Origin of the sequence: Mycobacterium bohemicum DSM 44277, from assembly GCF_001053185.1 — a bacterium.
Lineage (GTDB): Bacteria > Actinomycetota > Actinomycetes > Mycobacteriales > Mycobacteriaceae > Mycobacterium > Mycobacterium bohemicum.
Genome location: NZ_CSTD01000006.1, coordinates 1 through 13,987, shown reverse-complemented (window position 1 = coordinate 13,987; position 13,987 = coordinate 1). Strand labels below are relative to the sequence as shown.

The following is a 13,987-nucleotide window of genomic DNA, read 5'->3' as shown; positions in this document are numbered from 1 at the left end:
TACCAAATGGTACATCGCGGCGCGTGCTCTGCCTAGCCCCGGACGCGCGCGTTCAGATGTTGCAGGGCCGCCTCGGCGCCGTTCCACCCGGGGATGCCGGTGACCCCGGGACCCGGATGGGTGCATTGGCCGCACAGGTAGAGCCCGTCGACCGGTGTGGCGAACTTGTCCTCGCCCTCGACCACGCGCCCCGTCCACAGCTGGTTGGGCTGCAGCAGGCCGTGCGAATAGTCACCGGCGTGCGCGCTGAACGTGCTGCCGAAGTAGCGGTTGGAGAACACCACGCGGTTGGTGATGGAGTCGGCGAAGCCGGGCGCGTGCGCGTCGAAGATCCGCACGCAGGTGTCGGCGTAGTGCTCCTTCCAGCTGCGGTTCTCGTCGGCGTCCAGCCCGGTGGGGAAGTAGGGCGTGAAAATCGTTGCGCTGTGCTTGCCCTCGGGCGCCAGCGACGAGTCGACCATGCTGGGGATGTACAGATAGGTGGGCGGGGCGTCGGGAAGCTGCCCCTTGCGGTACTGCTCCCAGGCGTCGCTGATGTATTCCGGCGACGGCGCATAGGCGACGGTGGGACACCACTGCCCGTTGTCGTGCATGTAGGGCTGCAGCCGCTCGATCCACTGGGGGGCCTGGTCAATGGTCAAGTGCGCCTGGATGTATCCGAGGTTGAAGTTGATCTCTTTGATCTTGCGGATGTAATCGGGCGCAAAGTGCTGCGCGCCGGCCAGATTCACGAAGGTGGTGTACGGATCCAGCGACGACAGCACGGCGTCGGCCGAAATCGTTGTGCCGTCGCGGAGTTGGACGCCGGTGGCGCGCCCGTCGGTCACCAGGATCTCCTTGACGTGGTGCTTCAGTTGCACCTCGGCCCCAAGCGCTTCGGCGCGGCGGCACAGCGCGGCGCTCAACGAGCCGATGCCGCCCCGCGGCATGATGTATTCGACGTTGCCACCGCCGATCAGATAGTGATACAGCGTCGAGGCGTGCGAGCCGGGCGTCCAGGGGCCGCCGTCGAACGCGTCGATCGACATCGCGGCCATCGAGCCCTGGATGCAGCGGGCCTGATCCGGCGCGAAGAAGCGGCGGACGGTGTCCATCGTGCTGCCGTACCACATCTGGGCGAAGTCGTGCCGGTCCTCGGGCGTGGGCTGCGCGGCGATCACCTCGATGATGTCCAGCGGGGGGCCGAACGCCGAGTCGACGAAATACGGTGCGAAGCGGCCGATGTGGGCGAACAGGCCACCGAGGGACGCCGCCGTGTCGGCCCCGTGGTCGTCGAGCAGGTGGCGCGCCATGCGTTCGAGGTCGTTGTACATCACGAACGGCGTGTCGGCCGGGTCGCCGAAGGTGCACGTCGACGTCCACTGGTTCATCAGCTCGAAGCCCCACTTGGCCAGCTCCAGGCGCTCGGTCATCTCCTGGCGCCAGATCAGCACGGCCCAGGCGCCGACGCTGTGCTTGTATCCGTCGAAGAGCTCGCGGGTGGCCGCCATGCCGCCGAGAAAGTTGGCCCGTTCCAGGACAAGCACTTTCGCGCCGTTCTTGGCCAACACGTTGGCGGCGACCAGGCCGTTGTGGCCCGCCCCGATGACGATCGCGTCGTAGTCCGCCATGCTGACTCCTTTGTTAGCCGGGACCCAACGCACAATGTCACATCTGACATATTTGCGTCAACGGTGACATTTGGTGTCTGCTGGGTGGGTGGAGTCCCGGAGCCGGCGCACGCGACAGGCGCTACAGCAGGCGGCCATGAAGCGGTTCGTGGCCGACGGCGTGCACCAGACCTCCGTCGCCGACATCGCCGCCGACGTCGGGGTCACCGAGCGGACCTTCTACCGGCATTTCCCGTCCAAGCACGCGGTGATCTTCGCCGACTACGACATCGGCTTCGAATGGTTCGCCCGCGCTTTGGCGATGCGCCCGCACGGCGAGCCCGTCGCCCAGTCGGTGCGCAAAGCGGTGGACGCGTTCCCGTTTGACTTCCGGATGGTGCAGGAGGCCGCGACGATCCGCTCGCGCGACCTCGACCAGGACATCATCACCAGCCACATCCGGCGGATGCGCGATCAGGTCGCCGACGAGATCCGGCGCTTCATCCACGAGCGGTCGGCGCCCACCGCCGACGGCGCGATGATCGCCGACGTCGCCGCGCAGAGCCTGGCGACCGCGGTGTTCGCGTCCCTGGAGGCGTGGATGGGCACGGGCGGCGAGGACGTCGACGAGCTGAGCCGGCTGACCGACATCGCGCTTCGGGCCCTGGAGGACGGGCTCACGCACGCCCTGCGCCAGGCCGGGCTGGACTGATCGCACGACACGCAGACACAACATCTTGTGTTGCACCGGCTTGTCGGACCCCAGGGGTACTGTTTGAGGCCTAAGTGCCGCAGGCAAACCGTCAGGTGAAGAGGGGTTCTGGTGAGCGAGAACATGAAGCTGATCGACCGCGTCTCGGCGATCAACTGGAACCGTTTGCAGGACGAGAAAGACGCCGAGGTGTGGGACCGGCTGACCGGCAATTTCTGGCTGCCCGAGAAGGTGCCGGTGTCCAACGACCTGCCGTCCTGGGGAACGCTGACCGCAGCCGAGAAGCAGCTGACCATGCGGGTGTTCACCGGGCTGACGCTGCTGGACACGATCCAGGGCACCGTCGGGGCGGTCAGCCTGATTCCCGACGCGCTGACCCCGCACGAGGAGGCCGTCTACACCAACATCGCGTTCATGGAGTCGGTGCACGCCAAGAGCTACAGCTCGATCTTCTCCACGCTGTGCTCGACGGCCGAGATCGACGACGCATTCCGCTGGTCGGAGGAGAACCCCAACCTGCAGCGCAAGGCCGAGATCGTCATGCAGTACTACAAGGGCGACGAGCCGCTCAAGCGCAAGGTGGCCTCCACGCTGCTGGAGAGCTTCCTGTTCTACTCCGGCTTCTACCTGCCGATGTACTGGTCGAGCCGGGCCAAGCTGACCAACACCGCCGACATGATCCGGCTGATCATCCGCGACGAGGCCGTGCACGGCTACTACATCGGCTACAAGTTCCAGCGCGGCCTGGCCCTGGTCGACGACGCCAAGCGCGCCGAGCTGAAGGACTACACCTACGAGCTGCTCTTCGAGCTCTATGACAACGAGGTGGAATACACCCAGGACTTGTACGACGAGGTCGGGCTGACCGAGGACGTCAAGAAGTTCCTACGCTACAACGCCAACAAGGCGCTGATGAACCTGGGCTACGAGGCGCTGTTCCCGCGCGACGAGACCGACGTGAATCCGGCCATCCTGTCCGCCCTGTCACCCAACGCCGACGAGAACCACGACTTTTTCTCCGGCTCGGGGTCGAGCTACGTGATCGGCAAGGCCGTCGTCACCGAGGACGAGGACTGGGACTTCTGATCGAAGCGTGAACGCAGCATGAATTGTCCGGATCGGGCGACGCCGCGGTAGCGCCGGTGACGGCGCTGACGTGACACTGATGGCGTGACAAATACCCCTCACGAGGATCACCGCCACCACTTCTGCCGCTCAGTGATCCGGTGGCTGCAGGTCGGCTACCCGAACGGCGTTCCCGGACCCGACCGCGTGCCGCTGATGGCCCTGCTGCGCAGCACACCGCTGACCGAAGACCAGATCCGCGAAGTGGTGCGCCACATCACCGCGGTCGAAGGGTCTCCGGAGACGGTCGACCACCCGATCGACCGCGACGAGATCGCCGAATTCATCTCGGACATGACCCAGTTCGACGCCGGCAAGGAAAACGTCATCCGGGTGGCAGCGACGCTGGCCGCCGCCGGGTGGCCGCTGGCCGGGATCGATGTCAGCGAGGTCGTGCCCGACGACGAGCAAGCGGAGTCGGCCGAGATGGTCGCCCGGCACTGTGGGCCCGAAGAGACCTCAGCGGTCGCCTCATAGCTTCGAGATGTCGATCACGAAGCGGTAGCGCACGTCGCTGGCCAGCACCCGCTCGTAGGCCTCGTTGATGTAGTCCGGCTCGATGAGCTCGATCTCGGGTGTCACGTCGCGCGCGGCGCAGAAGTCCAGCATCTCCTGGGTTTCGGCGATGCCGCCGATGTTGGACCCGGACAGGCTGCGCCGTGCCAGCGCCAGCGCGAAGGCGGGTACCGGCATGGGGTGTTCGGGGATGCCCAGTTCGACCATCGTGCCGTCGACGTCGAGCAGGTTCAGGTAGTCGCCGAGCTGCAGGTTGGCCGACACCGTGTTCAGGATGAGGTCGAAGCTGCCGCGCAGCTTCTTGAAGGTGGCGGGGTCGGACGTCGCGTAGTAGTTGCTCGCGCCCAGCCGAAGCCCGTCCTCCATCTTCTTCAGCGACTGGGACAGGACGCTCACCTCGGCGCCCATCGCCGCACCCAGCTTGACGCCCATGTGCCCCAGACCGCCCAGGCCGATGATCGCCAGCCGGGTCCCCTCGCCGGCCTTCCAGTGCCGCAGGGGCGAAAACAGGGTGATCCCAGCGCACAACAGGGGCGCCGCCTTGTCCAGCGGAAGTGAGTCCGGGATGCGGACCACGAAGTTCTCGTTCACGACGATGGCCTGGCTGTAGCCGCCCTGCGTCGGCGTGCCGTCCTTATCGGTGGAGTTGTAGGTGAAGGTCGCGCCCCGCTTGCAGTACTGCTCGAGCCCGGCGGTACAGCTGCTGCACTGGCCGCAGGAGTTGACCATGCAGCCCACGCCGACGTGGTCGCCGACGCTGTACTTGGTGACCTCGGAGCCGACGGCGCTGACCACGCCGGCGATCTCGTGGCCGGGGACAATGGGGTAATTCGGTTGTCCCCATTCGGCTTTCACGGTGTGGATGTCGGAGTGGCAGATCCCGGCGAACTTGATGTCGATCGCGACGTCGCGCCGGCCCGGCTCGCGCCGCTCGATGGTGGTCTTGGTCAGCGGCTCGGTGGCCGACGTGGCGGCATAGGCCGAAACAGTGCTCATGGTGAACAGTCCTCTTTGATGTCTGGTCGCGTCGCCAGAAAGTTTAGCTAAGGTAACGGTCTTGGGCCAATTGGGGCGGCTGGCCGACTGCCAGCCTATTGACTGGCGCTGCCGGCCCGTTGGGCGGCTGCTAGTTGATCGGGGCGTTGAGCAGGCGCAGGTCGTCGAGGATCCCGCGGGCCGCGACCGGGCCCTCGCCGGTTTGCCATATCTCGTCGTTGACGACGTAGACGCGGTTGTCGCGGTTCGCGGATAACCTGCGCCAGGCGTCGCTGTCCAGGATGGTGGCGGCTCGCTCGGCGGCGGCCGGTGAGGCGCACGACACGTAGACGACGTCGGCGTCGGCGGCCGACAAGTCCGTCCGGTCCGGGTTCCTGTCGAGGTCGGCGTCGGTGGCGGAAATCTCGATGTAGGGCTTGTCGGTGAAGCGCTGCGACGCCGGCCGGTCCACCCCGGCGGCGTGCAGCACGCTGGCGGGGAAGTTGTCGGCCCCATAGACCCGGACGCTGGTGGTGGTCAGCTGGACGATGGACGCCTGGAAGTGCGCCGCGTCGTGCGACGCACCGATCTGGCCGGCACGCTGCTCGAAGGCGGTGATGAGCGCCTCGACCGCGGCGCCGCGGGCGGTGGCGGCGCCGACGCCGCGCAGGTCGTCCTCCCACGCCGCGCCGGGCGCCGCCGTGAACACCGTGGGGGCGATCGCGGAAAGTTGCTGGTAGAGCGTGGGGGTCGACGCCTGGGAGCCCAGGATCAGGTCGGGGTGAGCCGCCGCGATGCGGTTGAGATCGGGTTTCGTCCAGCTGCCCGCGCCCGGCAGGCGGGACACCGCGCCACCCAGATACGACGGCTGGGCGGCGGAGCCGTCGGGCACGGCGGCGGCGACCACCCGCGACTGCAGGCCCAGCGCGCACAGCCCGTCGAGCTGGCCGGCCGCGAGCACAACGATGCGCTGCGGTTCCGCCGGCACCTGCACGACCTCGGGACTCACACCCGCCGCATTGTGGGCCTGGCGGGTCGGCGGCCCCGGGTCGGGCGCGGCGGCATCCCGGGCGCAGGAGTCGTCCGGGCGCCGATCGTTGCCCAGCACGCCGGCCCCGGCGATCTGGGTGGTGGGTGTCGCCAGCGATCGGCTCGACGCCTTGACGCCCTGCCCGGAGCCGCAGGCGCCGCTAAGCAGGACCACCGCGGCCAGCAGGGCGGCGGGGAACAGCCGCGCGGTTCGGATACGGCCGGAGAGCACGAGCCCGACGCTAACATCCGGGCGCCCGCAACGGCCCCGTGCGGGACGGCCCGTCGGGCCCGCGCGGCGCAATTACGACGGTTTGTAGGACCAGGCCTGCCCTGCGCGAGATCGGAGGTTAAGCTTGCTCAATGAGACTGTCCGGGACGGATATTTGGAGGAGCTGTTGACAGCCGAAGCGCCCCCGTCGCAAGTACTCGAGGCCACCCGTCCGTATCCGGCCCGCACGGGCCCCAAGGGCAACCTCGTCTACAAGCTCGTAACCACAACCGATCACAAGATGATCGGCATCATGTACACGGTCACGACCTTCGTGTTCTTCTTCGTCGGCGGCCTGCTGGCCCTGCTGATGCGCACGGAGCTGGCCGCGCCGGGCCTGCAGTTCCTGTCGAACGAGCAGTACAACCAGCTGTTCACCATGCACGGCACGATCATGCTGCTCTTCTATGCCACCCCGGTGGTGTTCGGGTTCGCCAACCTGGTGCTGCCGCTGCAGATCGGCGCGCCCGACGTGGCGTTCCCGCGGCTCAACGCCTTCTCCTACTGGCTGTTCCTGTTCGGGGCGACCATCGGCATGGCCGGTTTCATCACGCCCGGGGGCGCCGCGGAGTTCGGCTGGACCGCCTACACCCCGTTGAGCGACGCCATCCATTCGCCCGGCTCGGGCGGTGACCTGTGGATCATGGGCCTGGCCGTCGCCGGTCTGGGCACCATCCTGGGCGCGGTCAACATGATCACCACGGTGATCTGCATGCGCGCGCCCGGCATGACCATGTTCCGGATGCCGATCTTCACCTGGAACATCCTGGTGACGTCGATCCTGATCCTGATCGCCTTCCCGCTGCTGACCGCCGCGCTGTTCGGGCTGGCCGCCGACCGGCACCTGGGCGCCCACGTCTACGACGCCTCCAACGGCGGAGTTCTGTTGTGGCAGCACCTGTTCTGGTTCTTCGGCCATCCCGAGGTGTACATCATCGCGCTGCCGTTCTTCGGCATCGTCACCGAGATCTTCCCGGTGTTCGCCCGCAAGCCGATCTTCGGCTACACCACGCTGGTCTACGCGACGCTGTCGATCGCCGCGCTGTCGGTGGCGGTGTGGGCGCACCACATGTTCGCCACGGGAGCCGTTCTGCTGCCGTTCTTCTCGTTCATGACCTACTTGATCGCGGTGCCGACCGGGATCAAGTTCTTCAACTGGATCGGCACCATGTGGAAGGGGCAGTTGACCTTCGAGACCCCCATGTTGTTCTCGGTGGGCTTCCTGGTGACGTTCCTGCTGGGCGGCCTGACCGGTGTGCTGCTGGCCAGCCCGCCGTTGGACTTCCACGTGACCGACACCTACTTCGTCGTGGCGCACTTCCACTACGTCCTGTTCGGCACGATCGTCTTCGCCACCTTCGCCGGCGTGTACTTCTGGTTCCCGAAGATGACGGGACGCCTGCTCGACGAGCGGCTGGGCAAGCTGCACTTCTGGCTCACCTTCATCGGCTTCCACACCACGTTCCTGGTGCAGCACTGGTTGGGCGACATGGGCATGCCCCGCCGCTACGCGGACTACCTGCCCACCGACGGCTTCCAGCCCTACAACGTCGTCTCCACCATCGGCGCCTTCATCCTCGGCGCGTCGATGTTCCCGTTCGTGTGGAACGTGTTCAAGAGCTGGCGGTACGGCGAGGTCGTCACGGTCGACGACCCGTGGGGCTACGGCAACTCCCTGGAGTGGGCGACCAGCTGCCCGCCGCCGCGGCACAACTTCACCGAGCTGCCCCGGATCCGTTCGGAGCGGCCGGCTTTCGAGCTGCACTACCCGCACATGGTCGAACGGATGCGCGCCGAGGCCCATGTCGGCCGCCACGCCACCGCCCTGGAGTCGCCGAAGGGATTCGGCCCCAGGACCGAGGCCGACCGCGCGACCAGTGATCAGTAGCGGCGGCAGCTCCGGGTGAGCGCCCCGCCCAAGGTGTCGGTGTTGATCACCGTCACCGGCGTGGACCAGCCGGGCGTGACGTCGGCGCTGTTCGAGGTGCTTTCCCGGTACGGTGTCGACCTGCTCAACGTCGAGCAGGTGGTGATCCGTCGACGGCTGACGCTGGGCGTGCTGGTCTGCTGCCCGCCCGACGTCGCGGACAAGCCCGACCTGCGCGAGGACGTCGAATCCGCCATCCGCACCCTGGGTCTCGAGGTCAGCATCGAGCGCAGCGACGACGTGCCGATCATCCGCGATCCGTCGACGCACACCATCTTCGTGCTGGGCAGGCCGATCACCGCCGGGGCGTTCAGCGCGGTGGCCCGAGAGCTGGCGGCCCTGGGCGTCAACATCGACCTCATCCGCGGGGTCTCCGACTACCCCGTCACCGGCCTGGAACTGCGGGTGTCGGCGCCCGAGGGCGCCGAAGCCGCGCTGCGGACCGCCCTGAACCGCGTCTCGTCGCACGAACGCGTCGACGTGGCCGTCGAGGAGTACAGCCTGGAACGGCGGGCCAAGCGGCTGGTGGTGTTCGACGTCGACTCCACGCTGGTGCAGGGTGAGGTCATCGAGATGTTGGCGGCGCGCGCCGGCGCCGAGGGATCCGTCGCCGCGATCACCGAGGCCGCGATGCGCGGCGAACTGGATTTCGCGCAGTCGCTGCGGCAGCGGGTGGCCACCCTCGAGGGCCTGCCCGCCACGGTGATCGACGAGGTCGCCGCCCAGCTGGAGCTGATGCCCGGTGCCCGCACCACGCTGCGGACGTTGCGCCGGCTGGGGTATTACTGCGGCGTGGTGTCGGGCGGGTTCCGCCAGATCATCGAGCCGCTGGCCGAGGAGCTGATGCTGGACTTCGTCGCGGCCAACGAGCTGGAGATCGTCGACGGGACGCTCACCGGCCGGGTCGTCGGGCCCATCGTCGACCGGGCCGGCAAGGCCGAGGCCCTGCGCGGGTTCGCGCAGCAGGCCGGGGTGCCGATGGCGCAGACCGTCGCCGTCGGCGACGGCGCCAACGACATCGACATGCTGGCCGCCGCCGGGCTGGGTGTGGCGTTCAACGCCAAGCCGGCGTTGCGCGAGGTCGCCGACGCGTCGTTGAGCCACCCCTATCTGGACACGGTGCTGTTTCTGCTGGGGGTCACCCGCGGGGAGATCGAGGCCGCCGACGCGGTCGACGGCGAGGTCCGCCGGGTGGAGATCCCGCCCGACTAGGCCCGGCCGAGAAGACGCAGAATCGCACAAAATCTGCGATTTCGATGCGATTCTGCGTCTGCTCGCGGTGGGCCGGGTGACCGCCGCGCCGGGGTGGTTCGACCCGGCACGTCTTGGGGTGCCGCGGTACGGCACGATGGTCGGGTGCCCGAAAACGGAAGCGCGTCAGGCGACCCCGATCTGCTGATCGACATGCGCGACGTGACGCTGAGCCGCGGCGGGCGCGTTCTGGTGGGGCCGCTGGACTGGGCCGTCGAGCTCGACGAACGCTGGGTGATCGTGGGCCCCAACGGGGCCGGCAAGACGTCGCTGCTGCGGATCGCCGCGGCGGCCGAGCACCCCTCGTCGGGGGTGGCGTGGGTGCTGGGGGAGCGGCTGGGCCGGGTCGACGTGTCGGAGCTGCGGGCGCGGATCGGGCTGAGCTCGTCGGCGCTGGCGCAGCGGGTGCCCGACGACGAGCTGGTGCGCGACCTCGTCGTCTCGGCGGGCTACGCCGTGCTGGGCCGGTGGCGGGAACGCTACGAGGAGATCGACTACCGGCGGGCCGTGGACATGCTGGAGAGCCTGGGCGCCGAACACCTCGCGGACCGCACCTACGGCACCCTGTCCGAAGGGGAGCGCAAGCGGGTCCTGATCGCCCGCGCGCTGATGACCGACCCCGAGCTGCTGCTGCTCGACGAACCGGCCGCCGGCCTCGACCTCGGCGGCCGCGAGGAGCTGGTGGCCCGGCTGACCGACCTGGCCGCCGACCCCGACGCGCCCGCGCTGGTGCTGGTCACCCACCACGTCGAGGAGATACCGCCCGGCTTCAGCCACTGCATGCTGCTCTCGGAGGGCCAGGTGGTGGCGGCGGGTCTGCTGCCCGACGTGCTGACCGCCGAGAATCTGTCCGTCGCGTTCGGCCAGTCGATCGGCCTCGAAGTCGTCGACGGGCGCTATTTCGCCCGTCGTGTTCGCACCCGCGCCGCCCACCGGAGGGCCCATGACCGCATCTGACGACCAACCCCTCGTTCCCCGGCCCGCCGCCACGGTGATGCTTCTCCGCGACACCGCGGACGGTATCGCCGTGTTCCTGATGCGCCGGCACGCGAAGATGCACTTCGCCGCGGGAACCATGGTGTTCCCCGGCGGCGGCGTCGACGACCGCGACCGCAATGCGGATATCGCATGGGCGGGCCCGGCGCCGGACTGGTGGGCGCAGCGGTTCGGCATCGAGCCCGACCTCGCCGAGGCGCTGGTATGCGCCGCCGCCCGCGAGACCTTCGAGGAGTCCGGGGTGCTGTTCGCCGGGCCCGCCGATGATCCCGACGGCATCGTCGGCGACGCCTCGGTGTACCGGGAATCCCGGCACGCCCTGGCCCGCGGAGAGCTGTCGTTCGCCGACTTCCTGCGCCGCGAGAACCTGGTGCTGCGGTCCGATCTGCTGCGGCCCTGGGCCAACTGGGTCACCCCGGAGGCCGAGCGCACCCGCCGCTACGACACCTATTTCTTCGTCGCGGCGCTGCCGCAGGGCCAGCGCGCCGACGGGGAGAACACCGAATCCGACAGCGCCGGCTGGACCACACCGCAGGCGGCCATCGACGACTTCGCGGCCGGCCGCTGCTTCCTGCTGCCGCCCACCTGGACGCAGCTGGACTCGCTGGCGGGCCGCACCGTCGCCGACGTGCTGGCCGTCGAGCGGCAGATCGTCACGGTGCAGCCGAACCTCGAGATCCAGGGCGACAACTGGGTTTTCGAGTTCTTCGACTCCGACCGCTACCACCAGGCGCGCAAAGCGGGCGGGATGGGATGGCGCCATTGAGCGAGTTCGTCAGCGTCGTGGTCAGCGACGGCTCCCGGGACGCGGGCCTGGCCATGATGCTGCTCTCACGACCGCCGACCAACGCCATGACCCGCCAGGTCTACCGCGAGATCGTCGCCGCCGCAGACGAATTGGGCCGCCGCGACGACGTGTCGGCGGTGATCGTGTTCGGCGGGCAGGAAATCTTCTCCGCCGGTGACGACCTGCCCGAGCTGCGGACGCTGACGGCCGCGGAGGCCGGGGTGGCGGCGCGGGTGCGCCAGCAGGCCGTCGACGCCGTCGCCGCCATTCCCAAACCGACGGTCGCGGCGATCACCGGGTACGCGCTGGGCGCCGGCCTCACCCTCGCGCTGGCCGCCGACTGGCGGGTCAGCGGCGACAACGCCAAGTTCGGCGCCACCGAGATCCTGGCCGGGCTGATCCCCGGGGGCGGCGGGATGGCGCGCCTGACCCGCGCGGCCGGGGCGAGCAAGGCCAAGGAGCTGGTGTTCAGCGGGCGGTTCGTCGACGCCGAGGAGGCGCTGGCGCTGGGCCTCATCGACGAGATGGTCGCTCCCGACGACGTCTACGACGCCGCCGCGGCCTGGGCCCGCCGCTTCCTGGACGGCCCGGCGGCCGCGCTGGCCGCCGCCAAGGCCGGCATCAACGACGTGTTCGACCTGGGGCCCGCCGATCTGGCGGCGGCCGAACGGCGCCGCTACACCGAGGTGTTCGCCACGGGGCCGGGCGAGCCGGATCCCGCCGACGGTTAGGCTCGCCTCATGACGACGAGTTCGACGGACGCCGGTCCGGCGCCGCGTGTCACCGCGGAGCAGGTGGAGGCGGCCCGGCACGACAGCAAGCTGGCCCAGGTGCTTTACCACGACTGGGAGGCCGAGACCTACGACGAGAAGTGGTCGATCTCGTACGACCAGCGCTGCGTCGACTACGCGCGCGGCCGGTTCGACGCGATCGTGCCCGACGAGGTGCAACGCGAGCTGCCCTACGACCGGGCTCTTGAATTGGGTTGCGGCACCGGGTTTTTCCTGCTCAACCTGATCCAGTCGGGCGTGGCCAGGCGCGGGTCGGTGACCGACCTGTCGCCCGGCATGGTGAAGGTCGCCACCCGCAACGGCCAAGCGCTCGGCCTGGACGTCGACGGCCGCGTCGCCGACGCCGAGGGCATCCCGTACGACGACGACACCTTCGACCTGGTCGTCGGCCACGCGGTGCTGCACCACATTCCGGACGTCGAGCTGTCGCTGCGCGAGGTGATCCGGGTGCTGCGGCCCGGCGGCCGGTTCGTCTTCGCCGGTGAGCCGACGTCGGCCGGCGACGTCTACGCGCGCACGCTGTCCACGCTGACCTGGCGGGTGGCCACCAACGTCACCAGGCTGCCCGGCCTGAGCGGCTGGCGGCGGCCCCAGGCCGAACTGGACGAATCCTCGCGCGTGGCCGCGCTGGAGGCCATCGTCGACCTGCACACCTTCACCCCGGAAGACCTGGAGGGGATGGCCACCCGCGCGGGCGCCGTCGACGTGCGGACCGCGAGCGAGGAGCTGACCGCCGCGATGCTGGGCTGGCCGATCCGCACCTTCGAGGCGTCGGTGCCGCCCGGGCGGCTGGGCTGGGGCTGGGCGCGGTTCGCGTTCACCAGCTGGAAGGCCCTGAGCTGGGTCGATGCGAACATGTGGCGGCACGTGGTGCCGAAGGGCTGGTTCTACAACGTGATGGTCACCGGGGTCAAACCCTCCTGAGCTTCTCGGGGTTCGCCTTCGGCGCGGGCGACGTCGCCTACCTCAGATCGGCAGCGGGCGACGCGGCGCTGGCGGCGGTCGCCGAGCTCGAACTGAGCGACGCCACCCGGATCGCCGACGTCGCCGCCGCCCGATCCCGATTCGGTGAGCGGGCCGCGGCGCTGGTGGAGACGACGCTGCTGCGCCGGCGCGCCGCCGACAAGCTCGGCGGGCTGGGGAACGTGTCGAGCTGGCTGTTCACCGATGAGGCACTGCAACAGGCCACGGCCGCGCCGGTGGCGTTGCACCGGGCGAGACGCCTGGCCGCCGCCGGTCTGGTGGTGCACGACGCGACCTGCTCGATCGGCACCGAGCTGGCCGCGCTGGGCCGTGCGGGCGTGCGGGCGGTCGGCAGCGACATCGACCCGGTACGCCTGTCGATGGCGCGGCACAACCTCGGGACGGCCGCCCCCCTCTGCCGGGCCGACGCCCTGCATCCGGTGACGTGCGACGCCGCGGTGCTCGTCGACCCCGCGCGCCGCCAGGGCGGGCGGCGGCGCTTCGACATCGACGACTACCGGCCGGCCCTGGGCCACCTCGTCGACGTCTATCGCGGCCGGGACCTGATCGTAAAGTGCTCTCCCGGAATCGATTTCGCCCGGATACGCGAACTCGGCTTCGACGGCGAGATCGAAATCACGTCATACCGGGGATCGGTGCGGGAGGCGTGCCTGTGGCCCGCCGGCTGGGCGCCGGCCGGCGTCCGGCGCCGCGCCAGCGTCCTGGACCGCGCCGAGCAGATCACCGACGCCGAGCCCGACGACTGCCCCGTGCGGCCGGCGGGGCGGTGGATCGTCGACCCCGACGGCGCAGTCGTGCGCGCCGGCCTGGTGCGCCACTACGCGGCCCGGCACGGCCTGTGGCAGCTCGACCCCGACATCGCCTACCTCTCCGGCGATCGGTTGCCGCCCGGCGTCCGCGGCTTCGAGGTGCTCGAGCAGCTGGCGTTCGACGAGCGGAGGCTGCGGCAGGCGTTGTCGGCGCTGGACTGCGGGGCGCTGGAGATCCTGGTCCGCGGTGTGCGCGTCGACCCCGACGCCCTGCGCCGCCGGCTG

Annotated in this window: 13 protein-coding genes; 10 read left to right on the top strand and 3 right to left on the bottom strand. The window is 69.4% G+C overall.

Annotated elements, in window-relative coordinates:
* Nucleotides 1–32: 32 nt before the first annotated feature.
* Nucleotides 33–1,610: a phytoene desaturase family protein gene (locus tag BN971_RS21840; RefSeq protein ID WP_085180659.1), complete on the bottom strand. Its 1,578-nt coding sequence runs from the start codon at nt 1,608–1,610 to the stop codon at nt 33–35.
* A gap of 136 nt (nt 1,611–1,746) precedes the next feature.
* On the opposite strand from BN971_RS21840, the gene BN971_RS21835 reads away from it, so the two are divergent.
* From BN971_RS21835 to BN971_RS21825, 3 genes are all read left to right on the top strand, one after another.
* A complete protein-coding gene (locus tag BN971_RS21835) occupies nt 1,747–2,301 on the top strand; it encodes a TetR/AcrR family transcriptional regulator (RefSeq protein WP_085180660.1) in 555 nt (184 codons plus the stop codon).
* A 111-nt stretch (nt 2,302–2,412) separates the two neighbouring features.
* Entirely contained in the window at nt 2,413–3,387 is a 975-nt protein-coding gene (gene nrdF / locus BN971_RS21830) for a class 1b ribonucleoside-diphosphate reductase subunit beta (RefSeq protein ID WP_170322216.1), read from the top strand.
* An 84-nt stretch (nt 3,388–3,471) separates the two neighbouring features.
* Entirely contained in the window at nt 3,472–3,903 is a 432-nt protein-coding gene (locus BN971_RS21825) for a DUF3349 domain-containing protein (RefSeq protein WP_245836680.1), read from the top strand.
* Here BN971_RS21825 and BN971_RS21820 read toward each other — a convergent pair.
* Together BN971_RS21820 and BN971_RS21815 are read right to left on the bottom strand one after the other, a co-directional pair.
* On the bottom strand, nt 3,898–4,938 hold the full coding sequence (locus tag BN971_RS21820) for an NAD(P)-dependent alcohol dehydrogenase (RefSeq protein ID WP_085180662.1): 1,041 nt from the start codon (nt 4,936–4,938) through the stop codon (nt 3,898–3,900). The genes BN971_RS21825 and BN971_RS21820 overlap by 6 nt on opposite strands.
* Before the next feature lie 130 nt (nt 4,939–5,068).
* Nucleotides 5,069–6,178, bottom strand: coding sequence for an iron-siderophore ABC transporter substrate-binding protein (locus BN971_RS21815; protein WP_085180663.1), 1,110 nt, complete (start codon nt 6,176–6,178; stop codon nt 5,069–5,071).
* A gap of 166 nt (nt 6,179–6,344) precedes the next feature.
* Between BN971_RS21815 and ctaD the strand changes: the two genes are divergently transcribed.
* The 7 genes from ctaD to BN971_RS21780 form a co-directional block, all read left to right on the top strand.
* Complete coding sequence (gene ctaD / locus BN971_RS21810; RefSeq protein WP_085180861.1) at nt 6,345–8,105, top strand: aa3-type cytochrome oxidase subunit I; 1,761 nt, start codon at nt 6,345–6,347, stop codon at nt 8,103–8,105.
* Nucleotides 8,106–8,120: 15 nt separating this feature from the next.
* Nucleotides 8,121–9,356, top strand: a complete 1,236-nt coding sequence (gene serB, locus BN971_RS21805; RefSeq protein ID WP_085180664.1) for a phosphoserine phosphatase SerB — start codon at nt 8,121–8,123, stop codon at nt 9,354–9,356.
* 144 nt (nt 9,357–9,500) lie between these two features.
* On the top strand, nt 9,501–10,352 hold the full coding sequence (locus BN971_RS21800; RefSeq protein WP_085180665.1) for an ABC transporter ATP-binding protein: 852 nt from the start codon (nt 9,501–9,503) through the stop codon (nt 10,350–10,352).
* On the top strand, nt 10,339–11,157 hold the full coding sequence (locus BN971_RS21795) for an NUDIX hydrolase (RefSeq protein WP_085180666.1): 819 nt from the start codon (nt 10,339–10,341) through the stop codon (nt 11,155–11,157). Before BN971_RS21800 ends, BN971_RS21795 begins: the two co-directional genes overlap by 14 nt.
* The gene (locus BN971_RS21790; protein WP_090350615.1) at nt 11,154–11,909 is read left to right on the top strand and encodes an enoyl-CoA hydratase; all 756 of its coding nucleotides are present in this window, start codon (nt 11,154–11,156) and stop codon (nt 11,907–11,909) included. Before BN971_RS21795 ends, BN971_RS21790 begins: the two co-directional genes overlap by 4 nt.
* A gap of 9 nt (nt 11,910–11,918) precedes the next feature.
* Complete coding sequence (locus BN971_RS21785; protein ID WP_085180668.1) at nt 11,919–12,893, top strand: class I SAM-dependent methyltransferase; 975 nt, start codon at nt 11,919–11,921, stop codon at nt 12,891–12,893.
* Nucleotides 12,851–13,987 (top strand): class I SAM-dependent methyltransferase (locus tag BN971_RS21780; RefSeq protein ID WP_428978075.1); only part of this gene is annotated, 1,137 nt, incomplete at its 3' end. The genes BN971_RS21785 and BN971_RS21780, both read left to right, overlap by 43 nt.

Excerpts from the sequence above, each read along its gene's own strand:
- BN971_RS21785 (WP_085180668.1), top strand. The coding sequence starts at position 11,919 with ATGACGACGAGTTCGACGGACGCCGGTCCGGCGCCGCGTGTCACCGCG.
- BN971_RS21835 (WP_085180660.1), top strand. The coding sequence starts at position 1,747 with ATGAAGCGGTTCGTGGCCGACGGCGTGCACCAGACCTCCGTCGCCGAC.
- BN971_RS21840 (WP_085180659.1), bottom strand. The coding sequence starts at position 1,610 with ATGGCGGACTACGACGCGATCGTCATCGGGGCGGGCCACAACGGCCTG.
- BN971_RS21795 (WP_085180666.1), top strand. The coding sequence starts at position 10,339 with ATGACCGCATCTGACGACCAACCCCTCGTTCCCCGGCCCGCCGCCACG.
- BN971_RS21820 (WP_085180662.1), bottom strand. The coding sequence starts at position 4,938 with ATGAGCACTGTTTCGGCCTATGCCGCCACGTCGGCCACCGAGCCGCTG.